The organism is Limnobacter litoralis (genome assembly GCF_030160455.1).
Classification (GTDB): Bacteria; Pseudomonadota; Gammaproteobacteria; order Burkholderiales; family Burkholderiaceae_B; genus Limnobacter; species Limnobacter litoralis.
On the sequence record NZ_BSOJ01000015.1, the window covers coordinates 1 to 24,056 of the forward strand.

Here is a 24,056-nt window from a genome sequence, read left to right on the forward strand (position 1 = left end):
ATTCTCCTTGAACCAAAGTATAAAAACACTCCAGTTAACGAGTCCATCTTTCAGGGGCAAGGTCATGCCAATGGGGTTCGCAGTTCATGAGCGGCGTCGGCGGTAAAGCGCTTTTCACGGTTCAAGCCGCGTTGAATTCGTTCAAGCGCCATGTTAAGCGCATTCACCAAGGGTTTGATTTCATTGGGTAAATAATCGGTGCTGACCTGCTCGATTCGATGCGCTTCCAACTGGTTTACATCGCTGACGGCCTTTTTGATGCTGCCCAAAGACCGTTGAACGATGGCGCGCACTGCGAGGTAGCTTAACGGCATCATGAACAAGGTAAATAACAACAAATTTTGAAGAAAATGAGCCGAAATTTCCTGTCGATGCTTGATTGAATCCGAGATGAGTACGCGGATGTGCCCGTCTGGGCTGGTGTGGTTGTACACCCTCACCTTGCTGTGCTGGATGGTTTGCCAGCTAAAACCAGTGTGGTCCAAAGGGGCCAGGGGTCGGCTTGGTGCATTGGTGCTTTTGTACCGCAGCCGGTTGGAATCGTCCCACAACTGGAAAGACAAGTACTGATCGGTCAGCCCCATTTCAGAGTCGAAATCGGGTGGACGTCCCTCCGGAATTTCCTGAAATTCGTGATGCGACAGAAAGAGAAGCAGATTTGCCGTTTCGCTCAGCGAAGCATCGAACAGTTCGTTGCTTTCTTTTTCTGACAAGCGATAGATCAAACCAGCGCTGAATGTCCACAGCAGGAGAATCAACAGGAACAGAAAGGCAGTTAATCGTTGTCTGAGCGACCACGTCGACCCTTTTGCTTTGAACATCAAACAACCTGCCCCAATCGGTATCCAATGCCGTGTACGGTTTCAATGACCGGTTTGGCCAGCTTTTTTCGGAGGTGATGGATGTGAACCTCCAGTGAGTTGCTTTCCACCTCTTCCCCCCATCCATATATGGCTTCTTCAAGCTGTCCACGGCTTAAAACCTGTCCATTGCTGTTAAAAAGAGTCATCAGCACCTTGTATTCCTTGGCGGTCAAAGCAATTTCACGACCCTCGTACGCTACTTGTTTTCGAGCGGGATACAAGGTTAGTTTACCGTGTGAAACCGTGTCTTCTGCCCTGCCCTGCGAACGTCTGCAGCTTACCCGGATTCGAGCCGCCAATTCAGACAAATCAAACGGCTTAATGATGAAATCGTCTGCGCCGCCATCCAGATGTCGAATCCGTTCTGCAATTTCCTCTCGCGCTGTGATGATCAGCACAGGCATGGTGTGACCATTTTTTCGGGCATATTGAAGAACGTCATAGCCCTCCATGCCCGGAAGTCCCAGGTCAAGCACCAGGCAGTCGTAGGTGTGGGTTTCCATCGCGCCTATGGCCATTGCACCGTTTTCAATCCAGTCCACTGTGTAACCCTCGGTCTGCAGCCCCTTTCGAGTGGCCTTGCCCAGTAGTGGGTCGTCTTCAATCAGCAGGATTTTCATTCTCTAGTCTCACCATTCCGATAATAGTCTTAAGAATATCTCGACATTCTTAATGGCACCTTAAGATGTGCCTGCTACCTTTGCGATCTCCAAAGCAAAGTCAGGAAATTGGCAGAGATGCGACGTTTTCAGAGTTCGGGTGTACTAGGTCTATTTTTGATGTGTATGGCCGCAGCCATGCCTGTTTATGCCGCTGAAACGGCGCAACAGATCGTGATTTCAAAGGCACAACTGGATGCAGTCGCCATTCAAACGGCAATGCCCACGCCCCTGACTGCCAGTCAAGATGGAACTTTGACCTTGCGCGGCACCGCAGTGGCTGCGCCCGGTGCACAGGTTGCAGTTTCACTGCCCGAAGATGTTCTGCTGACCGCAGTGTTGCAAGGCAATTTGATTGAGGTTAAAGCAGGACAAGCTGTAGTTCGCCTGTCCAGCCCTGTGTTTGTGCAGTTGCAGCGCGACCTGGTGGATGCTGCTTCAGCGCATGCCATGGCCAATCGCGATTTGCAACGGGATCAAGCCTTGTTCAAGGATGGTTTAATTCCCAAAGTCAGGTTGGATCGCACGCAACAGGCCGCCATTCAGGCGAACGCAGCCGATCAGGCCGCGCGTCAACGCTTGAAGCTCATGGGTGTGCCTGCCTCTCAGATTGAGTCCATGGCAGCGGGTCATCTGGCAGCAGATTGGGTGGTTCCAGCGCCACGCAGCGGGCAAATTACAGGGCTAGAAAGTGCAGTTGGCGATCATGTTTCAGCCGGGAAAGTCCTGTTCAGTGTTCTGGACCCCAAGGCACTGGAACTTCGCCTGTACACCGACCCTGCCAACGCCACTCGTGTGCGCGCAGGTCAGCGAGTAACAATGGAGGGTTGTCCTCAAGCCGGCACAGTGATCGGGGTGGGAAGCAGCATTGAGGCCGGCAGTCAGTCTGTGGTTGTGCGTGCCGCATTGAAAGGAGATTTAGGTCAAACCTGCGTGCGGGTCAATCAAATCGTTTCAGCGCATCTTCAGCTCGACAAATCAGACTCAAGCCAAGCCGGCGCGGCCACAAGCCGGTTTAGTGTGCCCTCCTCTGCTGTGGTGTTTCAATCCGGAAAAAATTGGCTTTTTGTCCAGAATGAAAAGGGATTTCAGGCACTGTCGGTCCGAAAAGTGGCCGATGCCGATGACAAAGCGGTGATCGAACTGCCCGTTTCGGCGGCTAAGGGTCTTCAAAATGCCCGTGTAGCAACCCGTGGAATCGCATTGATCAAGGCCGCGTGGCAGGGCATGGGTGTTGCAGAATGAGCCGTCTGATCGCACTGGCCCTGTCGCAAAGGCTATTAACCTCATTGCTGGCTTTGGTGCTCTTGCTCTCGGGGTTGTGGGCGTTTCAAGGGCTTCCCATCGATGCATTTCCGGACGTGTCCAGCACGCAGGTCAAAATCATCCTGAAAGCACCGGGTATGACGCCCTCTGAGGTGGAATCGCGGGTTACTCGAATTGTTGAGCAGGAGATGCTGGGAATTCCGCATCAGGCCGTGTTGCGTTCACAGTCAAAATACGCCATTGCCGACATTACGATCGATTTCGACGAAGGAACCGACATTTACTGGGCCCGGCAGCAGGTGTCTGAAAGGTTGGGCAGTGTGCTGGCAGGCATGCCTTCCGACATCACAGGTGGCATGGCGCCCATCACCACGCCCCTGGGTGAAATGTTCATGTTCACCGTGGAAGGTCCGCAAAGTCTGGCCGAGCGCCGAAGCGTGCTGGATTGGGTGATCCGCCCCCAACTGAGAAACATCGTGGGTGTGGCTGATGTGAACTCACTGGGTGGCTACGTGCGAAGTTACGTGGTGTCCCCTGATTTTGAGAAATTGTCAGCCTTTGGCATCGGCATTGATGAGCTGAAGATGGCCATCGAACAGAACAATCAAAATGATGGCGCTGGCCGAGTCGACAAAGGTGAAGAAGCCCTGTTGGTGCGCAGTGAGGGTCGAATTCAATCGCCAGAGGACCTGCGCAGCATTGTCATTAAAGGCCGTGGCGCCCAGCTTGTACGCGTGGGTGATGTGGCCAAAGTCAGCATTGAGGGCTTAACGCGTTATGGCGCGGTCACCCAGAATGGCAAGCAAGAGACTGTCGAGGGGCTTGTTCTGGGCTTGAGGGGGGCCAACGCGCGTCTGCTGGTTGACCAAGTCAGCAAGCGGCTGGACGAGATTGCCAAAACCTTGCCGGCGGGCATGACCATCAAACCTTTTTACAACCGGGGCACCTTGGTTGGCAAAGCGGTGCACACGGTCACCAAGGCACTGTACGAGGCCATCGTTCTGGTTCTGATCCTCTTGGTGGTGTTTCTCGGCAATTTGCGGGCAGCGCTGGCTGTGGCAGTCATTTTGCCGCTTTCCGCTTTGGGTACATTTTTACTGATGCGCTGGGTTGGGCTGTCTGCCAACCTGATGTCGCTGGGCGGCCTTGCCATTGCGATAGGCATGCTGGTTGATGCGGCTGTGGTTGTGGTTGAAAACATTGAAGCGCGTCAGAGTGGATCAAAACATGCCGGTTTTTTAAATGCCATTTACGAGGCCACTCGTGAGGTGGCTGTGCCCATTACCTCCGGTATCCTGATCATCATGACCGTGTTTTTGCCCTTGCTGACGCTGGAGGGACTGGAAGGCAAGATGTTTGCCCCAGTGGCCTTGACGATTGTGTTTGCCTTGGGCTGCTCACTGTTGCTGTCACTCACCGTGATTCCGGCATTGGCCAGCATGCTGCTCAAACAGGGGCATCATCAAAGCCCCCGTTTTGTTCTGTGGCTAGAGCGTAACTATAGCCATTTCCTGAAGTCTGCCTTGGCCCACCCTCGTCAAATTTATGCAGTGGCACTGGTGTTGTTGGCCGGTGCGATTGGGGCAGTCAGCTTTGTCGGCAAGTCGTTCATTCCGACACTGGATGAAGGTGACATCATTATGCAGGTCGAAAAGCTGCCTTCCATCTCACTCGCTGAATCCTCTGCCATCGACTTAAGAATCCAGCAAGCCGTGATGAATGCCGTACCAGAAGTCGAGCGCATTGTGGCGCGGGTAGGCTCTGACGAGCTTGGTTTGGACCCCATGGGGCTGAATGAGACTGACACATTTATGGTTTTAAAGCCGACCGATCAATGGCGTTTCAAATCCAAAGACGAGTTGATTGAAGCCATCCGCAAGGCGGCCGGCGACATACCCGGTGTGAATATTGGATTTACACAGCCCATTGAAATGCGAACCAGCGAAATGTTGTCGGGTGTACGCGGAGATCTGGCTGTCAAAATATACGGCCCAGACCTTCAAACGCTGAATCAATTGGCCGAGCAAACTTTGAAAATGCTTGAGAATGTGCCTGGCTCACAAGACGTATTGACCAGCCAGGCTGTCGGTGTTCAATATCTGCAGGTCAGCCTGAATCACGACGTCATGGGGGCCATGGGTCTTTCGACCCTGGAGGTGCAGTCAATGCTTCGCCAAATGGTAGAAGGCATGCCCATCAGCGAAGTGCAAGAACTGGAACGTCGCACTCCATTGCTGATCCGTGCCGACAAAACCAGCCTGCAATCGCTAGCCCAGCTTCGATTGCCAACCCGGTCTGGGCAAATGGTTCCGCTTTCCTCCATCGCGACACTCACCGAGCAAGCTGGCCCGGTGCGAATTGATCGAGAAAATGCCTCACGGATGACCGTGGTGCGCGCCAATGTCAATGGCCGCGACCTGGTTGGTTTTGTGGACGAAGCGAAAAAGAACTTTGCACAACAAATCAAGTTGCCAACGGGTTATCGGGTCAGTTGGGGTGGGCAATTTGAAAACCAGCAAAGGGCCGCCAAGCGTTTGCTCACCGTCATTCCAATTGCACTTGGCTTGATTGTGCTGATTCTGTTTTTCACCTTGGGCAATGTGCGGCAGGCCGTTCTTGTGGTTTGCAACATTCCGTTTGCCATGGTGGGGGGCGTTTTTGCTCTGCTGGTTTCCGGGCAATATCTGTCAGTGCCGGCAGCGGTCGGCTTCATTGCCCTGATGGGTATTGCGGTGTTGAACGGGCTGGTACTTCTGACGGAATTCAACAATTTACTCAATGCCGGCAACACCTTGCAGCGCACGGTGCACCTGGGTTCGGTCCGTCGTCTCCGCCCGGTGCTGATGACCGCCTCCATTGCCGCTTTGGGTCTGATTCCCCTTCTATTTGCCACCGGGCCCGGTTCTGAAGTTCAAAAGCCCCTGGCTATCGTGGTCATTGGCGGTTTGGTGACTGCCACAGCCCTGACATTGCTGGTGATGCCAGCCCTGTTTCAGCGTTTTGGCGTCTCGGCCAAACAGCGCCTGGAGATTGAACAATGATTTTATTGACCATCACAGCCCCGCATCGTGAACAGGACTGGCTCAAAGGCCGACTACAGGACGCTGTTCCGGGCGACTATCGCATGTGGACTTCAGAGGTGCAAGAGTCAGGCCCAGGGGCCCCTCTTGAATCCACCTATGAACAGGTGACTGGGGCGGCCCGCATGGTGCGTGTTCAATTGTTGCTGCCGCAGGCAGACGCACAGGCTTTGATTGACAAATTGGGGCAGGGCCGGCATCCACAGCATGTCGAATGGATGATGATGCCCTTGCTGGAACAAGGAGTGCTTTGAATGTTTCGTCGTACCGTGATCACGTTGGCAATTGCCAGCCTTGCATTCAGCACTGCCAAAGCAGAGAACCTTGCACCCGCCAGCCTGCCCAAAGTAGAGGCCTTGGGCAGTTGGGTTGCCCCCGCCCTGCCCCCACTCGAAGTCGTCATGCCATTGCTGACAAACAGCACACGCGTGCAAACCGGCCTTGAGCAAAAAAAGATTGAACAGGCCAACAGCCGTCTGAGTCAGCAAAGCCCCTACGAGTGGGAGGCACTGGTTGCGACAAGGCACCGCAACGAACGGTTGCAGAATCTGAGTCAGCAAGACTACGAAATTGGCATTTCGCGAACCGTCAGAATTGGATCCAAAGCCAAAATTGATCAACAGATGTCAGGTCAGTACGGCGAGTTGGCGCATCTAACGGCGGCCGATGCCTGGCACGAAACGGCGCGTACCCTGAACGACTACTGGTTTGAGTTGCGTTACCAGCAGGCACGAGTCGCTCTTCTCCATCAACTCGCAGACGCCACCCTGACCTTTAGCAAACAGCAACAGCGACGCTTTGAGTTGGGCGAGATTTCTGCCACGGACAGCCAGCAAAGCAAGCTGGATTATCAAGCCCAGTTGGCTCAGCTTCAAGCTGCTCAGTTGGATGAACAACGCGCTGCAGCAGCCCTTCAGGAGCAGTTTCCGGGGTCCTCAGCCTTGATTCAGGGTCAGAAAGCTCCTCAATCCATGGAAAACAGGCTCGAGGAGCCCTTGCTGACCGACTCCGAGCAAAAAAACTGGATAGATCGGATGATTGAAGAGAATCATGGTCTTGAGTTGGCCAGGGTACAGTCTGAACTGGCCGCAAGCCAGGCCAGCCGCAAAGCCGCTGAAAAATTGGCGGACCCCACTTTGGCCTTGACCTATTCCAGAGAACGCAACAACGCCGAGCAAATTCTGGGGCTTCAGGTGAACTTTCCAATTGGGGGCGCAAAACGCAGTGAATTGGCTTTACAGGCACAAAGCCAGGCTGAACAATCCCGCCTTGCATTTGAGTTGGCAAACCGAGGTGCACAAACCCAGGCTACCCTCACCACCCAGGCATACACACAAGCTGCCGCTGCATGGAAGATATACGCCAGCACCCAACAGGCACAATTGGACCTGTTTCAGAAGCAGTTAAGGGCCTATTCTCTAAGCGAAATTAGTCAGTTCGAATTGCAAGCTGCGCGTTTGCGTACCGCACAGGTTCAGCTGGACGCCTTGAAAGCACGTCTGGATGCTGAAAAAGCGGCGGCTCGGCTTCTGATTGATTCACATGTGCTGTGGGCCGCACCCGAAAGCATTGAGTAGCAACCAAAAAAAATCCGGCTGGCCCAATCATGGGCTACCGGATAACAGGGCCAGTTCCACCTCAAGAACTGGCGCCAGCGGCAACAATCAGTTGCGTTTGTCCTCCAACTCGATTTTCACAGCCTTGACCCGGTTATTCGTGTTGTCAAACTGCCCCTTTACCTCAACACGCTCGCCAGCACTCAAATCAGCAACACTCCCATCTTCAAACTGGGCTGCGCTGTAATCCACCGTTGTGCCGTCGGTCAGGGTAAACAGGCTTGAACCTTGACTCAGACTGGCAATGACGCCATGAAGTTCAAAACTGTTGTTGGAAAATGTAGAGCCGCCTGTGGACTTGCATTCCACATTGTTCGCGACCAGGGTTCCATTGCTGAGATTGCCCTTGACCTCTACATAGGGTGTCCCTGTGGTGATACCGCAAACGTCAGAGGCACTTGAGTAACTGACATTCACGTTTTGAACCGTAAAGGTCAGGGTGTTACTGGTCGTGTTCAGTGTGCCGTTTTTCGCCAGACCGTAAAGCTCGTTTCTACCGCCATCTTCTTTTTCCCGCTCGGCCTCTGTAGTAACGCGCGTGGCCTGTAATGTTGTGCCGTCATAGTTGCCCTTAACTTCAACAAACGCACCCACGGTGACCTGAGTCAAACCACGAAGCGAGGCGCCGCTGACGTTTACAGGCAGATCCGCGATTGTGAAAGTGTTCGGATCTTGATCGCCGGCATCATTTTGCACATAGCCCTCGATTTCAATCGCTGAATTCGCAAATTGGTCTTTTGCAGTTTTTGAAATAAGCTTGGTGGCTTGCAGGGTGGTGCCACCAGCAGTCAAGTTGTTACCGACCACCTTTACAAGCTGACCATTCGCCAGCCCGGTTGGCGCGGGTTGAACCCCACTGTAGTCAACAGTCAAGCCTGTGCCGATCTGAAAACTTGTATTGCCGGTGTTCAGGTTGGTGATTTGTCCCTGTGCTTCGTATACATTGCTGGCTGGTGCCATTGTTTTTTTAACCACCAAAGTGGCTTGATAGCTTCCGTCCGGTTTTGCGAGGGCATACACCTCCACGTAATTTCCCGCAGCAAGACTGGCAAAACTGCTGGCTTGGTCTTGATAGAAAGTGCCAGTATCCACAGTAAACGTCTGACCCAGCAACGTGAACTGGTTTGCACCAGAATTCACTGACGAAATGGTCCCAGCGAATTCCTTGTCCACGAGAATGTCGTTGGCCATACATTCAGTGCCTGTAGAATCGCTGTTACCATCAATTTGTACTTGCATGCCCATGTACAGATTGTCGGTACCCAACGGATTGCCGAGGTCATCATGCACCTTGGATTGAATGGTCGACCAACGACACCCGTTTATGACAATCGAGCCAAATCCCCTGATGGGGCCGGACGCAGATGCGGGTGCTACCGAAGCAGGCAAGGTGCTTGCGCCTCCTCCGCCTCCGCAGGCTGCCAAGGCGCTACCGACTGCAAGCACGATGACGAGCAATTTCAAAGGCACTGAAGGTGTGACGATCTTGACTTTGATGGACATTTCAAAATTTCCTGTAACAATTGGAATGCTGTGTGCACTCGCAAATTTAAATGATCGTTAAACAGCTGAATCTAAAATTAAGCAACCATTGGTAACACATGGTTACACATCACAGGCGGAGTGTATTCGTGAAATTGAGTGGTATTTTCCTGGCATTAATTGCCTTTGGCGCACAGGCCAATAACACGCGATTGGTCATTCAGTTCAAGCAAACGGACCCCCATCGCCAATCTGTACTGCAAAGCAAAGACCTGCAAAGTCGTCTTGACGAGGTTGCCAAGGTTGTTGGAACGCCCTTGCCCAGTTTGCGGCGATTTGGCAACCATGGCAGCGTAGTGTCAATACCATCCGGTCATAATGTGGACCAGATCGTTCAGCGACTGCAATCCGACCCCAGCGTTCAATCTGTGGCGCTTGATCGTCGCATTCGTATTCGCGCCCAGTCTTCGATTGTGGGTCTTCTCAACGCATTGGATCCGTCCCATCAAGCAAGATCCTGGAACCTTCAGGACAAGTCCACTCAGCCCGCCTCTGCCAACGTGTTTCCTCTGTTTACAAACCATCACGGCACAAGCCCGACAGTGGTGGCAGTGCTCGACACAGGCGTGCGCTTTGATCACCCTATGCTGTTGGGGCACCTGTTGCCCGGTTACGACTTTGTCAGTGATGCATTCAACGGCAATGATGGCCAAAGCACCGGTGCCAGTGACCGTGATGCCGACCCCACAGACCCCGGTGATGGCGTGTCCGCCACCGATCTGGCAGCCGACCCAGGGTGCGGCTCTGTCAGCAGCTCTTCTTGGCATGGCACCTTCACCGCCGGCATGATTGCTGGAAACCCCATTGCGTCCGAAGGCGTTTTTCCAATGGACTGGAATGCAGTGGTTGAGCCCGTGCGCGTGCTTGGCAAATGTGGTGGCTACACCACCGATTTGGCCGATGCCATTCGATGGGCTGCCGGACTTTCTGTAAACGGCGTGCCTGCCAACCCCTACCCCGCCAAGATAATCAACCTCAGCCTTGGCGCAAGTGGGGCTTGTGTCAATGCCATTGAGGGCCAGGCTGTGGCCGATGCGCGAGCCGCCGGGGTTTTGGTTGTGGCTGCTGCAGGCAACAATGGTGGCTCTGTGGACACACCCGCGAACTGCCCGGGCGCCCTTGCAGTGGCAGCCACGGATCAACAGGGTTTGAAATCAAGTTACAGCAATTTCGGATCCCCGGTCGCGCTAACTGCCCCTGGCGGGGACTCCGCCTATCCCATGTGGGGTGCCGGCAACACGGGCATCGCTGGGCCACTGACCAACACCTACAGCGCTAAAATTGGAACCAGCTTTGCGGCCCCGCAGGTGTCTGCAGCGCTGGCAATGGCCCACGCATTGAACCCGAGCCTTAGCTCCGATCAATTGGTTGCCCAGTTGCTTGCAACCACTCGTCCATTCTTGAGCACGTCAGGCTACCCGGCTTGCAGTACATCCAGCACAGGTACTTTTTGCAATTGCACCACTGCCACTTGCGGTTCCGGAATGCTCGATGTTGATCAGTTCATCCGTCGAGTGTCCGCAGCGCCATTGGTGAACCTGTACTCCAATTCCGGAACGGTCATTCCGCCCGGGCAATCCAGTCAGTTTTCTGCCCAGGGCAGCATCAGCAGCCAGGGCGTTGTGGCTTCAAGCGCCAGCTTTTCCATCAGCAATGTTCAAAAGTCCGATTTCACAGCGCCAGACCCCACGCTGAGTGTCTCTGGACTTGATGTCAATGTGATGGCACCCCAGGGCGTTCAGGCTTTCAATCTGACAGCCACATTGGGCGACGGCAGCAGCGTGACAGCACCCATTACGGTGGCAACAGCCGGCTCGACTTCGCCGACGCTGCTGGCCGGGCTTTTGTCCCCATTGGTGAACAACACAGACGCCATTTCACTGGTGGGTGCCACCACAGGCACCAACCCTGCGGTTGGAGAGAACTCTACAACGGGTGGCAGCAATGGGAGTACAGGTGGCGGTGGTGGCGGTTCATCACCAGCCTTGCCTGGCCTTGTCATCTTGGCAGTCTTGTTGGCTCTGTATCGGTGCAGATCTACTTAAGGTTTATTGTAAGTAACTGTTTTATATGGTTTTGTTTCAAGGCAACATTAGAATGAATACTCCAATCATTGCCATTGCGCAATGATACAGTTCCAATACTGACTAATTAGTCATTAATTTGAAGGAGTATCTCACCATGAAAGCACTGCGAAATTATCCTGGCGTGCTCACGATCTTGTTGGTGGCAACCGCCTTGGCAATCAATGGACTGGTCGAGTACATCGACTATCAACTGGCAGGACCCAGTTTCCTTGCCGCTTTGGGCTGTGTTTTTTCTGCGCTTTTGATCGTCGGCGTGTACGAATTCAAAAGCTTTCGATCAAACCGCAAAGCGCTGAAAGCCCCTTCAAAGGCTTGATCAATTGTTGAATGGGCGCTTCGCAGCGGCGTCTTCCGCTGCGATGACCGCCTGAAGATTACGCTGGGTGCTGACGGTCAGTGGATCCTTCTCACCCAGCAAATCTTTGCGGATGATGTAGGCCCTGCTCAGAGCCTGTTCTGCCCGCTGAAGATTGCCTGCCCGAAACAAGACAACGCCAAGGTTGTTCAAAGACTGACTGGTTCGTAAATCGTTGGGGCCGAAAGCAGTTTGCCGAACGTTAAATGCCTCTTCGTAGTGCATAGCGGCAGTGGGCAGATTGTTGTCTTGCATCTCCATCGTGCCCAAAAATGTCAATATTTCAGCGCGAATGGGCTGGTTCGCGTAATAAGTATCGGTGTTAACTATGTTGGCCAGCTCTTCAAAACGTGCCTTCGCCTGGTCCGCCTGCCCGAGATCCATCAACGCCACCGCGTGGTTCAGGCGTGTGTCGATGGTTTTTGGATTGTCAGCGCCGAGCCGAATTTCATACACAATGCGCGATCTTAAAAATGCATGTTCTGCTTTATCAGCCTCTTTCTGTTGCGCGTAAAAGGTGCCCATCGAATCATAGACAACCGCCGAAGGCACTGAACGCTCACCTGAAGTCACTTTCAGGGTTTTCAGGGCTTTCATGTATTGGGCGTAAGCCAGCTTGGGCTTGTCCATCTGGGCGTAGGTTTGGGCGATCAGCACCTGCAGTTCAGCCCACTTTTGATTGGCCTCTGGTTGGTCTTTGGCAGGCAGCGTGTACTGGCTTGCCTCATTCCATGAGGCGATCGCGATGTCTTGTTCACCCTGAGCCAGATAGGTCTTTCCCAGTATCGTCAAAATTTCTTCTTTCATGCCATGGCTGATAGGGCCATGCAGCTCATCCCGACAAACATTGATGGTCGTTTTTGTCGGTTCACGTTCAAAACTGGCGCCACACCGGGTTTGAGCAAACCCCAAGGCGGGAATGAGAAGAACAGCAACAAAAAGCGATCTGTGAAGCACGGGTGAATTCATTTTTTAAGTTTTTGGACAAAGACGAAATCTTCTAAAACCAATTGATGCAAAGCCAAGTATCAACTTACATACAACACATACGAGCAGTACCCCAAACAATGAACTCAAAATCGCTAGATCAACCAGGAAACCTTGTTCAAATGGGCAGAAAATTTGAAACTCTCACGCTGGTTGACAGACTCATAGAAGAGAATCAAGCTTTAAGACATGAGCTTAACCTAAAAACCCGTCGATTAAGAAAGCTGCAACTGGCCGTGCATACCTTTTTGATTACAGAAGATGGGCCCGGTAAAGACAGGCAGTTAAACGCCGTGTTGGAGGAAAAATCGCATGAAATTTGAATTCAATGAGTGGAAAGAACTCTATGCGACGGACCCCGACGCTTTTGAAGTCAAGCGGATTGATGCCTTGCAGGGCTACATCGATTCTGTTGAAGAAAAAGGCCGAAAAGCCCTTGAACAGACTCTGTTTCGCATCGAGATGACTCGAAAGCGATCTAAAAGCCCCCTGCAGTCCGCCATCGAGGCCTCCCGCTTGATGTGGGAATCTTTTGACAAGCTAAAAGGTTCTCTGGAGGAGTTTCAGAGTGCAGCCCAGCAACTGGAAGACAGTGCCAAGGCCAACCATGTCAATGCAAGCAATACCTTGAGACTGGTGGGGGCCGACGACCTTGCCAACGTCGAAAGCGACAGTCAGCCGACAGTTCGACCCCAGCCAATCGCTGAATCTTTACCCAAGGCCTCTGTCATCCAGTTTCGGCCGCGTTAATTCAGTCTGTTCAAGGCTTTAAGCACACCTGCCCGTTGACCGACACGATCACTTGGTTGGTTCCACCCGCAACCGGCACATTCATTTTGGCCATGGGTGCTTCGGCCGCATAAGCGCGTGTGGCAAACACAGGTCTTGGTCCGCCACCGCTTTGATCGTTGATGTTGACATCACCCAGACTGTAGCCTGCTTGCCCAAAGCCCTTGGCCACTTCGGACGCCTTGCTGCGAAACTCGCGGATTGCCTGCTGGATAAGTACCGCACGGGTCTTTTCCAGCACGTCTGGGCTCGTGAAGTACTGGATGTTGGTCAATGCCACATTCTCGGGCAAAGCCAGGTCACTGTTTTTTTCCAATGCCGCCAATGGCATTTCAAAACTCAATGAACCGGTGGACACCCAACCAGTAACCAGCTGGTCTTTGCCATATCTTGGATAAGTCTCAACATTGCTGCGTAAATTACGCACGTTCGCGTTTTTCTTCAAAGTGGCAAGCGCCTCATTCAAGGTATTGCTGGCGTCTCTCATCGCCTTGCCGGCGGCACTGCGTTCTACTTGAACTTGCCAGTTCATTTGGACCATGTTGTTTTCCACTTCCTGCATGGCTTGTGCGCTTAAATTGACGGCGGGTGACTTCTCGCAAGTTTGTGCGAAGACAGGGTTACTGAGTGCAATGCCACTCAAGCCAAGGGCTAAAAATAACAGGGGTTTGCTTTTTGTGATCAGCTGATTCATTGCGCCGAATTCCTCAATCGTTGTAAAAATGGTGCTGGCCGCCAAAGCTTTTGCGACCCAGCGGCAAGCTGGTGTCCAGCGTTGTTACAATAGCACCCTAACGGCCACACAATCCCAAACGCACCTCCAACCCACCGGCTGACATGGCAGAGCATTTAAGACAACCCAAATCCCTGATCAGCACGCTGTTCACCATTCTGATACTGCTGGGTGCAGCGGTGGTGCTGTCGCCGTTTCTGCTCTCTATATTGTGGGCGGGCATCATTGCAACAGCCTTTTGGCCCCTGCACTGTCGAATTCGCACCCGCTTTCCAGGGCGTCCAAACACCGCGGCCTTTATCACCACGCTTGTGGTTGCGTTTCTTTTGGTAGGACCCATGATCGGTTTGATCGTATTCATGGTTCGCGACGTCTTGCACATCACCACATTCCTTCGTCTAGCAGACAAACAGGGCGTGGCTGTGCCCGACTGGCTTTCACATGTGCCGGCCATGGGCGATTTCCTGGTGCAAAAGTGGAAAGAATATCTCAGCATTCCTGAACAAATCTCTGGCCTGCTGCGCGACACATTTACCCAACGACTGGGTGCCATCCAGGGCACAGCTTCAGCCATTCTGCTCGAATTGCTGGGCCGAGTGGCCACCCTGTTTTTTGCCTTGTGGGTGCTGTTCTTTTTCTATCGTGACGGCTCGGCAATCAGTATCCGCATGAACCGAATTGGTAACGATTGGCTGGGCCAACGCTGGCGCCCTTATGTTTCTCACATGCCGCCCGCCCTGCGTGCAGCCGTCAACGGTTTGGTGATTGTCAGTTTTGCCGAGGCAGTCATTCTTTCAGGTCTGTTTGCCTTGTGTGGTGTTTACGCGCCAGTGCTGCTGGGTACCACCACCGCTGTCATCGCATTCGTACCAATGGCTGCGCCCGGCGTGTTGGGTATTTTGGGCACTGTGCTATTTTTAAGTGGGCACGGTGTGGCTGGTATCGTGTTGGTCAGTGTTGGCATGTTGGTGGTCATGATCGCCGATTATCTCATTCGCCCGCTCTTGATTCAGGGCGGCACTCACCTGCCCTTTTTGGCGGTTTTGTTTGGTGTGTTTGGTGGCGTGGTCACCATGGGCATCGTCGGCTTGATCATTGGCCCAGTTTTGCTGGTGTTGCTGGTGGTGTTCTTTGATGAGGCGTCACACGCACACCACCACGATCAGCCAGAATCCATTAATTAATCACTTGAGAGACAGACACAATGATTGAATTTCCAGCGCGCATCGGTACGCCCCTGTCGCCCAATGCACTCAAAGTCATGTTGTTGGGCAGCGGTGAGCTTGGCAAAGAGGTCATCATCGCTTTTCAGCGTTTGGGTGTAGAGGTGATCGCGGTTGATCGCTATGACAATGCCCCCGGCCAGCAGGTTGCCCATTCAAGCCATGTCATCAACATGACCGATGCAGAGCAATTGAAGGCGCTCATTCGTCGCGTGAAGCCCCACATCGTGGTGCCGGAAATTGAAGCCATTGCAACACCCGCCTTGAAAGAGCTGGAGGCTGCAGGCGAGGTGCGTGTTGTGCCAACCGCCAATGCCGCCTGGCTGACCATGAATCGCGAGGGAATTCGCAGACTGGCTGCCGAAACCTTGGGGCTGAAGTGCTCCAGCTATGCGTTTGCCAGCAGCTTTGAGTTGTTGAAGCAAGCGGTTGAGCAAGGACTGGATGGTAAGCCAGCCATCGGCTACCCCTGTATCATCAAGCCCGTCATGTCGTCGTCCGGTAAGGGCCAATCCAAGGTAGACAGCGCTGATGAACTGCAAGCCGCATGGGACTACGCAGCCTCAGCGGGTCGCGTCGATGCAGGCTTGGTGATCGTGGAAGGTGTGGTCGATTTCGACTATGAAATTACACTGCTGACTGTGCGTTCACGCGTGCCTGGCACCGTGGCTGACATTCAGACCAGCTATTGCGAACCCATTGGCCACCTGCAGCAAAGTGGCGACTATGTTGAAAGCTGGCAGCCCCAGCCAATGAGTACCGTGGCCCTTGACATGGCCAAGGCCATGGCTGATTCCGTGACCGCTGCCTTGGGTGGAACCGGTATTTTTGGTGTTGAAATGTTCGTTAAAGGCGACGAAGTGTGGTTTTCAGAAGTCAGCCCACGTCCGCATGACACCGGCATGGTCACCATGATTACCCAATGGCAAAATGAATTTGAGCTGCATGCGCGCGCCATATTGGGCTTGCCGGTTGACACAAGCCTGAAAGCCGTTGGCGCCAGCGCGGTAATCTACGGTGGGCAAGACAAAACGGGCATGGCCTTTGAGGGCGTTGCCGAGGCCTTGGCTGAGCCCGGCACCGACGTGCGCCTTTTCGGAAAGCCAGAATCATTCAAAAAGCGCCGCATGGGTGTGGCTTTGGCACGCGACACCAACATCGAGCTGGCCCGCGCCAAGGCACGCAGGGCTGCCGCAAAGGTAAAGCCGGTTTAATTGAAAAGGCCCTCAGCACAAAGTCTGAGGGCCAAGCACTTTAGGCGCTCATTTCCTGTTGCTCAAGGTACTCTTCGTAGGTGCCTCGATAATCAACGATGCCATCGGGTTTCATCTCAAAAATACGGCTGGCAATACCGGACACAAACTCCCGGTCGTGCGATACAACAATCACGGTGCCTTCAAACATCTCAAGCGCATATTGCAGAGATTCAATGGACTCCATGTCCAAGTGGTTGGTGGGTTCGTCCATCAACAACACGTTGTGCCTTCCCAGCATCAGGCGGCCAAACACCAACCTGTTTTTCTCACCCCCTGAACACACTTTGGCTTTTTTGCTGATTTCCGAATTTGAAAACAGCAAGCGCCCCAAAATGCCGCGAATGGCCTGATCGTCATCGCCTTCTTGCGCAAAGCGCTCGACCCATTCAACCAGGGTTTGATCGTCTTGAAACTCATCGCTGACGTCTTGTGCCATGTAACCCAGGTTGGCGTTTTCAGACCACTTTACTTCACCATGATCTGGCTTGATGGCCTGCGCCAGCAGCTTCAACAGCGTGGACTTGCCCGAGCCGTTTGAGCCCACAATGCCGATTTTGTCACCCGACTCAATCATGACCGAGAAATTCTTGATGACGGAATTGCCGTCGTAGCCTTTGCTGACTGAATCCAGTTCAACCGCCAAGCGGTGCATTTTCTTCTTTTGCTCAAAGCGGATAAACGGGTTTTGGCGTGAGCTGGGCTTGAGCTGCACAGTTTCAGACTTGATTTTCTCAATCTGCTTCTGACGTGAAGTGGCCTGCCTTGCCTTGGACTTGTTGGCAGCAAAGCGACGCACAAAGTCTTGCAGTTCACTGACCTTCTCTTTGGCGCGTGCATTGGCAGCCTGTGCCCTTTCCCGCGCTTGCGCAGCAGCCAGCATGTAGTCGTCGTAGTTGCCCGGAACAACCTGCAAGGTGCCGTAGTCCAAATCGGCCATGTGGGTGCACACGGAGTTCAGGAAGTGCCGGTCGTGGCTGATGATGATCATCGTGCTGTCGTACTGGTTCAGCACGTTTTCAAGCCAACGAATGGTGTAAATGTCCAGGTTGTTGGTGGGTTCGTCCAGCAACAACAGGTCTGGCTTTGAAAACAGGGCTTGAGCCAACAGCACGCGCAGTTTCCAGCCCGGTGCGATTTCACGCATGGGGCCCTGATGCTGCTCCAGCGCAATGCCTGCACCCAGTAGTAGTTCACCTGCCCTGGCCTCTGCCTCATACCCACCGAACTCGGCGAACACAGCCTCCAGCTCGGCTGCACGCATGTAATCTTCGTCTGTGGCTTCCAGGTTGGCGTAAATGGCATCGCGCTCGGTCATGGCTTTCCACATTTCTTTGTGGCCCATCATGACAACATCCAGCACGCGCAGGTCTTCAAATGCAAATTGGTCCTGACTCAACTTGCCCAGCCGAACGTTGGGGTCTAGCACCACGGTGCCATGGCTGGGTTCAAGATCACCCCCCAGTATTTTCATGAGCGTTGATTTGCCGCATCCGTTCGCGCCAATCAGACCGTATCGATTGCCGTCGCCAAACTTTGCATTGATGTTTTCAAACAGCGGCTTGGCGCCGAACTGCATGGTGATATTTGCTGCTGTAAGCATAAGTCCCAGATAATTAAAAGGAATTTCAAAAATAGCTGGCATTATACATGCCACGTGATGCCTAGCTTTGCACCAGGCTCCATTGAGGCAAACCATTCGTGGATGGTGACGCTTGGCGTAGCTGCCCCTTCTTGCCTTGATACCAGCAACACTTGGGGGTGCAATGCCCAAAGGGAAATTGGGTCAGCACGGGCAGGCCAGTCAGCTTGGCAAGATACTGGGCCAGGATGGACAGGTCGTAGCCATTGTCATGCACGCTGGGTGCAGGTTCGTTGAACTGGCCAAGCACGATCGCCTGCTGTGTCGCCAACACCCCCGCTTGGTGCAACTGAAGCAACATGCGCTCAATTTTGTAAACGGCTTCGTTCACGTCTTCGAGTATCAAAATGCCAGCCTGTATTTTGGGCAGACTGGGTGTACCGACCAACGCACACAACATGGTCAGGTTTCCGCCCCACACCGGGCCTTCCAGCGGTTCAAAACTACCTGCATCATCCCGATCGTAAATCGCCCCTTCCCAGTGAATCGAGACCTGGCCGCCCAAGCTGGACAGGAAGTACTGCAAGGTCGATTCATGAACACCGGCTTCATCGCCAAAATCGAAGCTGGCCATTGGGCCGTGTAACAGATGCTCTGGCCGTGCCCCAGCCGCCATTAAGGCCAATTGAATGGCAGTGATGTCACTGTGGCCACACAGCACATGCTGGTGCGCATTCAAATGCCTGGCCAGTGTGGGCCAATCTGCCTTGTCCATCAATCGTGAGGCGCCGTAACCACCCCGGGTGGCCATAATAAAGCTTGGATCTGTGCTTGCCAACACAGCCTCAAGATCAGACAGGCGTTGTTCGTCAGTTCCGGCAAAACGTTGATGCCGGGTTCGACAATGCACACTCTCCTTGACTTCAAAACTGAGGCTTTGCAGCGCTGAGACCGCCCTGTCAAGGCGATCTGGCTCAAGAAGCGCCCCGCTTGGTGAGCACAATACAACCCGATTCGTAGGTTTATTTGTCAATGCGGCAGCCCTCCGTCTGCAGGCAAATAGGTCTTCCAAGACCTCACTACATTGCCCCGCAGGTAGTCGCACAAGCTACTGAGCATCGCAATTTCTTGCGCATGCTCCAGACGGCTGAGTGTTTGGATGTGGCGCTCAATGCGTTCGGCATTGGCCTCCATGGTGGGCTGCAGTAAATCACTTCCCTGTTGATAACCCAGCGCCTGAAGTTGTCTCAAAGCGGATTTGCCGATGTTGGGAAGGTCTGAAAGGCTGGACAGGAGCATCAATGCAGATTCTCTGGAGTGTCGCCTGGAATCAAAAAAGGCCACCAGTTTTGATCGAGACTCGTCAGCCAGACAATCTGTTTCAAATGCACACGAAGACCACGCGTGGTTGCCCTCAAAATGAGACAGCAACTCTGAAATAGGCGGTGCAAAGCGCGAATCAGTGGCACCGACCACCACACGCCCTACCCTTGCATGAAAAATCGCCCCCAGGCACATCAAACAGGGCGCCAAAGTGACGTACAAAGTTGCGCCAGGCGCCAGGCGGTAATTGCCGAGGTGCCGACAGGCGCTGCGAAGGGCGACCACTTCGGCATGCGCCGTGGGGTCATGCCTTGCGATGGGTTGGTTGTAGCCGGCACCAATTTCAGTGCCATTTTCGACCAGCACCGCACCGATCGGGACTTCACCCTCTCGCGCTGCTTCGTCGGCCAGCTCCAGCGCACGGCGCATCCAGGCCAGATCCTGCTGGTCGCCTTGGTGCTGCCGAAGCTGAAATCGCTGGCTGTTGTTCATCGGTTTGGGTGTTATTCCCACTCAATGGTTGCAGGCGGTTTGCCGGATACGTCGTACACCACACGATTGACGCCCTTCACCTCGTTGATGATGCGATTGGACACACGCCCGAGCAAGGAATACGGCAAATGCGCCCAGTGGGCAGTCATAAAGTCTTGTGTTTGAACCGCGCGAATCGCAACCACATATTCGTAGGTTCGCCCGTCGCCCATCACACCCACCGATTTCACCGGCAAAAAGACGGCAAAGGCCTGACTGGTGAGGTCGTACCAGCTTTTACCAACCTGTTCAGCAGTGCAAAGGCCTGCGGCGGCGTCTTGGGCCGTGGCTTTGGTGTTGCGCAACTCTTCAATAAACACAGCGTCAGCCAATTGCAAAATACTGGCGTATTCGGCCTTCACTTCGCCCAAGATGCGCACACCAAGCCCTGGGCCTGGGAACGGATGGCGATACACCATCTCAGGGTCCAGCCCCAGCTCAACACCCAGCTTGCGCACCTCGTCTTTGAACAGGTCGCGAAGCGGCTCCAGCAACTTCATGTTCAGTGTGTCGGGCAAGCCGCCCACATTGTGGTGGCTCTTGATGTTGGTCGCCTTGCCTGTTTTGGCCCCGGCCGATTCAATGACGTCGGGGTAGATGGTGCCCTGGGCCAGCCAGCGCGCGTTTTGGCGTTGTTCAGCTTCGCGCTGAAACACGTCCACAAAGGCCTTGCCGATGATTTTGCGCTTCGCCTCCGGGTCGGTGACGCCCTTTAATTGCCCCATGAATTCATCCGTGGCGTTGACGTGTACAACCCGCACACCCAGGTGCTTGGCGAAAGTCTCCATCACCTGCTCGCCTTCCCTGTGCCGCAACAGGCCATGGTCCACAAACACACAGGTCAACTGATCGCCAATTGCGCGGTGAATCAATGCCGCCGCCACTGAAGAATCTACGCCGCCAGACAGGCCGAGAATCACCTCGTCGCTGCCGACTTGCTCGCGTATGCGTTCAATGGATTCTTCAATGAAGCCTGGCATGGACCAGTCACCCTGGCAGCCGCAAATGTCGCGCACAAAGCGCTGCAGAATCAAGTGGCCCTTCCTGGTGTGCGTCACCTCCGGATGAAACTGCACACCGTAAAAACGTCTTTCTTCATCAGCCATACCGGCAATCGGGCATGAAGGCGTGGATGCCATCAGTTTGAAACCCGCAGGCAATTGAGTCACTTTGTCGCCGTGGCTCATCCAGACATCCAGCAGGCCGTGGCCCTGCTCATTGGTGCTGTCTTCAATGCCGTTTAGCAGCTGTGTGTGGCCGTGGGCACGAATTTGCGCATGTCCGAATTCACGGACCGTACCCGCCTCCACCTTGCCACCCAACTGCTGGGCCATGGTCTGCATGCCGTAACAGATGCCCAAAACAGGAACGCCCAGGTTAAACACAATGTCGGGGGCTTTGTCGGTGCTTTCCTCATAGGCGGATTGATGACTACCAGACAACACAATGCCTGAAGCGCCATAGTCGGCGATGCGCTGGGGGTCAGCGTCACAGGGTAGAATTTCGCAAAATACACCACATTCCCGCACTCTGCGAGCGATCAGCTGCGTTACTTGTGAGCCAAAATCAAGCACTAATATTTTTTGATGATTCATTCGACAATTGCCTTCAGGGCATTCAATGTTGTGGTTTTTGGTGGAGCTTGATTCAGTCGAATCAAAGCGTGGAAATCCAGTGGGCTGCGCCCTTGGCGATTTGAGGTTCAGACTCGATCAGTACTGCATTGATGTCGATTTCAACCAAGGCCTGGATGCCTTGGGTTTCCAGCAAAGACTGCGCAAATAGAAATTTGAGGTCCGACTGGGTCTGAAAATGCTTTTCGTGATCATGAAAGGGGCAAACAAGAAAAAACTCGCCTTTGCCCAGATAAGCAAGACTGGCACTTTCCAGCACGCAATCACGAATGTTGGCCGCTGCAAACTTCAAAATGTCGGCGACCCGGTCTTGCCCAAAGCGTTCATGCAGATCGCTGTAGCCCCGCAGGCGGATTTTCATGGCGGACAGTCCAAATTCACGACTTCGACATGCACGAAGTTCGCGAGTTAGCACTTCCTCGATGCCAGCCGCGTTCCAGGCGCCCGTGAGTGGTTCCAACAAGGCAGCACGCTGTTTCGAGTCAAGCAGCGCCAGAAAATCATCCACCACAGGCGAAGCCGCACGCTTGGCCAGTTCGCCCTCAACCAACTTGGCGAAATCGCGCAAATCCTTTCGGTCTTCGTGACTGAAAGCGCGTGGCTCGTTGTGCAGCAGACACAGCGTGCCCAAAGTGACGCCGAAGCGGTTGTGAATGGGTTGCCCAGCGTAAAAACGGATGTGTGGAGGCCCCAACACCAAGGGGTTGTCGCTGAAACGGTCGTCCTCAAGTGCATTCTCGATCACGAAGGGACCGTCATTGAGAATGGCGTGCCCGCAGAACGAAATGTCCCTTGGTGTGCATGGGGTATTCAAGCCTTGGCGAGCCTTGAACCATTGTTCTTCCCCATACACCAGAGACACCAGCACAGACTTGACCTTAAAAAACTTCTTGGCCAAACGGACAATGCGATCAAACCGTGCTTCGGCCGGCGAGTAAACAACCCCAAGCTCATCCAGCGCTCTCGTTCTTTCGAACTCATTCTCGGGAATTTGGGGGCTTTTCATGGCTTGCTCTAGTCGATGTGATAGTTCGGTGCTTCCTTGGTGATTTGCACATCGTGAACATGCGACTCACGAATACCGGCCGAGGAAATTTCAACGAAATTGGCCTTGGCGTGCATTTCCTCAATGGAACGACAACCGACATAACCCATGGATGATCGAATACCGCCAACCAGTTGGAAAATAATGGCGAGCACAGAACCTTTGTAAGGCACGCGCCCTTCAATGCCCTCGGGTACCAGCTTGTCCGCATTGTTGGCCGGGTCTTGGAAATAGCGATCAGCAGAGCCCTGCGTCATCGCACCCAGGGAGCCCATGCCACGGTAAGACTTGTAACTGCGGCCTTGGTACAAAATGACCTCGCCGGGCGCCTCTTCGGTGCCGGCAAACATACCGCCCATCATGACGCTGCTTGCGCCAGCTGCCAGGGCCTTGGATATGTCGCCAGAGTAGCGAATGCCACCATCAGCAATGGCCGGCACGCCAGTGCCTTCCAGGGCCTTGGCCACGTTGGCGATGGCTGTAATTTGAGGCACGCCCACCCCGGCCACAATGCGTGTTGTGCAAATGGAACCAGGGCCAATGCCGATTTTCACACCGTCGGCACCGGCTTCAACCAAGGCAAGCGCGGCCTCTCCGGTGGCAATGTTACCGCCGATTACCTGCACCTGCGGATAAGTTTGCTTGACCCAACGCACACGGTCGATCACGCCCTTGCTGTGGCCGTGAGCCGTGTCTACTACGATTACATCAACACCGGCTTGCACCAGCTTTTCAACACGTTCCTCCGTGCCTTCACCCACACCAACCGCGGCACCGACCCGAAGCTTGCCTTGAGAGTCTTTGCTGGCGAACGGGTGCTCTGTGGCCTTTTGAATGTCTTTGACGGTGATCAAGCCCACTAGCTCGTTTTTGTCGTTGGTCACCAAAACGCGCTCAAGCCTGTGCTTGTGCATCAGCAGTTTGGCGTCTTCCAGTGAATCGTCATCAGTCACCGTGACGAGGCGCTCGCGAGGGGTCATGACGTTGGAGACCGGCTGATCCAGATTGCTTTCGAATCGCAGGTCGCGGTTGGTGACAATGCCAACCACCTTGCCGTTTTTCAGCACAGGCAGTCCGGAAATTTTGTAATGCTGGGTCAGCGCAATCACTTCCCGTACGGTTAAATCGGGCTCAATGGTGATTGGATCGCGCAGAACACCCGATTCATGGCGCTTCACCTTGGCCACTTCAGCGGCCTGCTGTGCAATCGAAAGATTCTTGTGAATGATGCCGATGCCGCCCTCTTGAGCCATGGCAATGGCCAGGTTGGCCTCGGTCACTGTGTCCATCGCCGCTGACACCAGCGGAATATTCAAACGGATTTCACGGGTGAGTTGTGTAGACAGCGAAGTGTCTTTGGGCAGCACGTCTGAAAAGGCTGGCACCAGAAGAACATCGTCGAACGTTAACGCTTTTTGCGTGACACGCATGCAATTACCCCTTTGCGCAAAAGCGAATTATAAAGGATTCAGCTGCATTTGCTAACCA

At 53.8% G+C, this 24,056-nt stretch carries 21 protein-coding genes; 10 read left to right on the top strand and 11 right to left on the bottom strand.

Annotation, left to right across the window (positions count from 1 at the left end; genetic code table 11):
* Positions 1–62: 62 nt before the first annotated feature.
* Positions 63–821, bottom strand: coding sequence for a sensor histidine kinase N-terminal domain-containing protein (locus QQJ87_RS07065; protein ID WP_284280835.1), 759 nt, complete (start codon positions 819–821; stop codon positions 63–65).
* Positions 821–1,483: a response regulator gene (locus tag QQJ87_RS07070; RefSeq protein WP_284280836.1), complete on the bottom strand. Its 663-nt coding sequence runs from the start codon at positions 1,481–1,483 to the stop codon at positions 821–823. The genes QQJ87_RS07065 and QQJ87_RS07070 overlap by 1 nt, the downstream gene beginning before the upstream one ends.
* 117 nt (positions 1,484–1,600) lie before the next feature.
* Between QQJ87_RS07070 and QQJ87_RS07075 the strand changes: the two genes are divergently transcribed.
* Genes QQJ87_RS07075 through QQJ87_RS07090 form a run of 4 tightly spaced genes read left to right on the top strand, consistent with a single transcriptional unit; the run spans position 1,601 to position 7,445 of the window.
* Positions 1,601–2,767, top strand: coding sequence for an efflux RND transporter periplasmic adaptor subunit (locus QQJ87_RS07075; RefSeq protein WP_284280837.1), 1,167 nt, complete (start codon positions 1,601–1,603; stop codon positions 2,765–2,767).
* Positions 2,764–5,829: an efflux RND transporter permease subunit gene (locus tag QQJ87_RS07080; RefSeq protein ID WP_284280838.1), complete on the top strand. Its 3,066-nt coding sequence runs from the start codon at positions 2,764–2,766 to the stop codon at positions 5,827–5,829. The genes QQJ87_RS07075 and QQJ87_RS07080 overlap by 4 nt, the downstream gene beginning before the upstream one ends.
* Entirely contained in the window at positions 5,826–6,122 is a 297-nt protein-coding gene (locus QQJ87_RS07085) for a DUF3240 family protein (protein ID WP_284280839.1), read from the top strand. Before QQJ87_RS07080 ends, QQJ87_RS07085 begins: the two co-directional genes overlap by 4 nt.
* Entirely contained in the window at positions 6,123–7,445 is a 1,323-nt protein-coding gene (locus QQJ87_RS07090) for a TolC family protein (protein WP_284280840.1), read from the top strand. It abuts the gene before it with no gap.
* Positions 7,446–7,532: 87 nt separating this feature from the next.
* Here the strand turns inward: QQJ87_RS07090 and QQJ87_RS07095 are convergent, their stop codons facing one another.
* The gene (locus QQJ87_RS07095; RefSeq protein ID WP_284280841.1) at positions 7,533–8,987 is read right to left on the bottom strand and encodes a DUF5666 domain-containing protein; all 1,455 of its coding nucleotides are present in this window, start codon (positions 8,985–8,987) and stop codon (positions 7,533–7,535) included.
* Between the two features lie 128 nt (positions 8,988–9,115).
* On the opposite strand from QQJ87_RS07095, the gene QQJ87_RS07100 reads away from it, so the two are divergent.
* Both QQJ87_RS07100 and QQJ87_RS07105 read left to right on the top strand, forming a co-directional pair.
* Entirely contained in the window at positions 9,116–11,071 is a 1,956-nt protein-coding gene (locus QQJ87_RS07100) for a S8 family peptidase (RefSeq protein WP_284280842.1), read from the top strand.
* Positions 11,072–11,207: 136 nt separating this feature from the next.
* Positions 11,208–11,429, top strand: a complete 222-nt coding sequence (locus QQJ87_RS07105; protein ID WP_284280843.1) for a hypothetical protein — start codon at positions 11,208–11,210, stop codon at positions 11,427–11,429.
* Here QQJ87_RS07105 and QQJ87_RS07110 read toward each other — a convergent pair whose 3' ends face one another.
* Positions 11,430–12,425 (bottom strand): tetratricopeptide repeat protein, encoded by a 996-nt coding sequence (locus QQJ87_RS07110; protein ID WP_284280844.1) that lies wholly within the window; start codon positions 12,423–12,425, stop codon positions 11,430–11,432.
* Positions 12,426–12,535: 110 nt separating this feature from the next.
* On the opposite strand from QQJ87_RS07110, the gene QQJ87_RS07115 reads away from it, so the two are divergent.
* On the top strand, positions 12,536–12,778 hold the full coding sequence (locus QQJ87_RS07115; protein WP_284280845.1) for a hypothetical protein: 243 nt from the start codon (positions 12,536–12,538) through the stop codon (positions 12,776–12,778).
* A complete protein-coding gene (locus QQJ87_RS07120; protein ID WP_284280846.1) occupies positions 12,768–13,205 on the top strand; it encodes a DUF3135 domain-containing protein in 438 nt (145 codons plus the stop codon). The genes QQJ87_RS07115 and QQJ87_RS07120 overlap by 11 nt, the downstream gene beginning before the upstream one ends.
* A 10-nt stretch (positions 13,206–13,215) precedes the next feature.
* On the opposite strand, the gene QQJ87_RS07125 is transcribed toward QQJ87_RS07120, so the two are convergent.
* Positions 13,216–13,938 (bottom strand): SIMPL domain-containing protein, encoded by a 723-nt coding sequence (locus QQJ87_RS07125; RefSeq protein WP_284280847.1) that lies wholly within the window; start codon positions 13,936–13,938, stop codon positions 13,216–13,218.
* Between the two features lie 143 nt (positions 13,939–14,081).
* Here QQJ87_RS07125 and QQJ87_RS07130 point away from each other — a divergent pair, with 143 nt between their 5' ends.
* Together QQJ87_RS07130 and purT are read left to right on the top strand one after the other, a co-directional pair.
* Positions 14,082–15,161, top strand: a complete 1,080-nt coding sequence (locus tag QQJ87_RS07130; protein WP_284280848.1) for an AI-2E family transporter — start codon at positions 14,082–14,084, stop codon at positions 15,159–15,161.
* A gap of 20 nt (positions 15,162–15,181) precedes the next feature.
* The gene (gene purT, locus QQJ87_RS07135; protein ID WP_284280849.1) at positions 15,182–16,414 is read left to right on the top strand and encodes a formate-dependent phosphoribosylglycinamide formyltransferase; all 1,233 of its coding nucleotides are present in this window, start codon (positions 15,182–15,184) and stop codon (positions 16,412–16,414) included.
* A gap of 40 nt (positions 16,415–16,454) precedes the next feature.
* Here the strand turns inward: purT and QQJ87_RS07140 are convergent, their stop codons facing one another.
* The 6 genes from QQJ87_RS07140 to guaB all read right to left on the bottom strand — a co-directional run bounded on the left by QQJ87_RS07140 (position 16,455) and on the right by guaB (position 23,998).
* Entirely contained in the window at positions 16,455–18,056 is a 1,602-nt protein-coding gene (locus QQJ87_RS07140) for an ABC-F family ATPase (RefSeq protein ID WP_284280850.1), read from the bottom strand.
* 61 nt (positions 18,057–18,117) lie between these two features.
* A complete protein-coding gene (locus QQJ87_RS07145; RefSeq protein ID WP_284280851.1) occupies positions 18,118–19,068 on the bottom strand; it encodes an LD-carboxypeptidase in 951 nt (316 codons plus the stop codon).
* Positions 19,065–19,850: a tRNA adenosine(34) deaminase TadA gene (tadA, locus tag QQJ87_RS07150; RefSeq protein WP_284280852.1), complete on the bottom strand. Its 786-nt coding sequence runs from the start codon at positions 19,848–19,850 to the stop codon at positions 19,065–19,067. The genes QQJ87_RS07145 and tadA overlap by 4 nt, the downstream gene beginning before the upstream one ends.
* Positions 19,851–19,861: 11 nt before the next feature.
* Complete coding sequence (gene guaA / locus QQJ87_RS07155) at positions 19,862–21,484, bottom strand: glutamine-hydrolyzing GMP synthase (RefSeq protein ID WP_284280854.1); 1,623 nt, start codon at positions 21,482–21,484, stop codon at positions 19,862–19,864.
* 61 nt (positions 21,485–21,545) lie between these two features.
* On the bottom strand, positions 21,546–22,529 hold the full coding sequence (locus QQJ87_RS07160) for a GAF domain-containing protein (RefSeq protein ID WP_284280856.1): 984 nt from the start codon (positions 22,527–22,529) through the stop codon (positions 21,546–21,548).
* 8 nt (positions 22,530–22,537) lie between these two features.
* Complete coding sequence (guaB, locus tag QQJ87_RS07165) at positions 22,538–23,998, bottom strand: IMP dehydrogenase (protein WP_284280858.1); 1,461 nt, start codon at positions 23,996–23,998, stop codon at positions 22,538–22,540.
* Between the last annotated feature and the right edge of the window lie 58 nt (positions 23,999–24,056).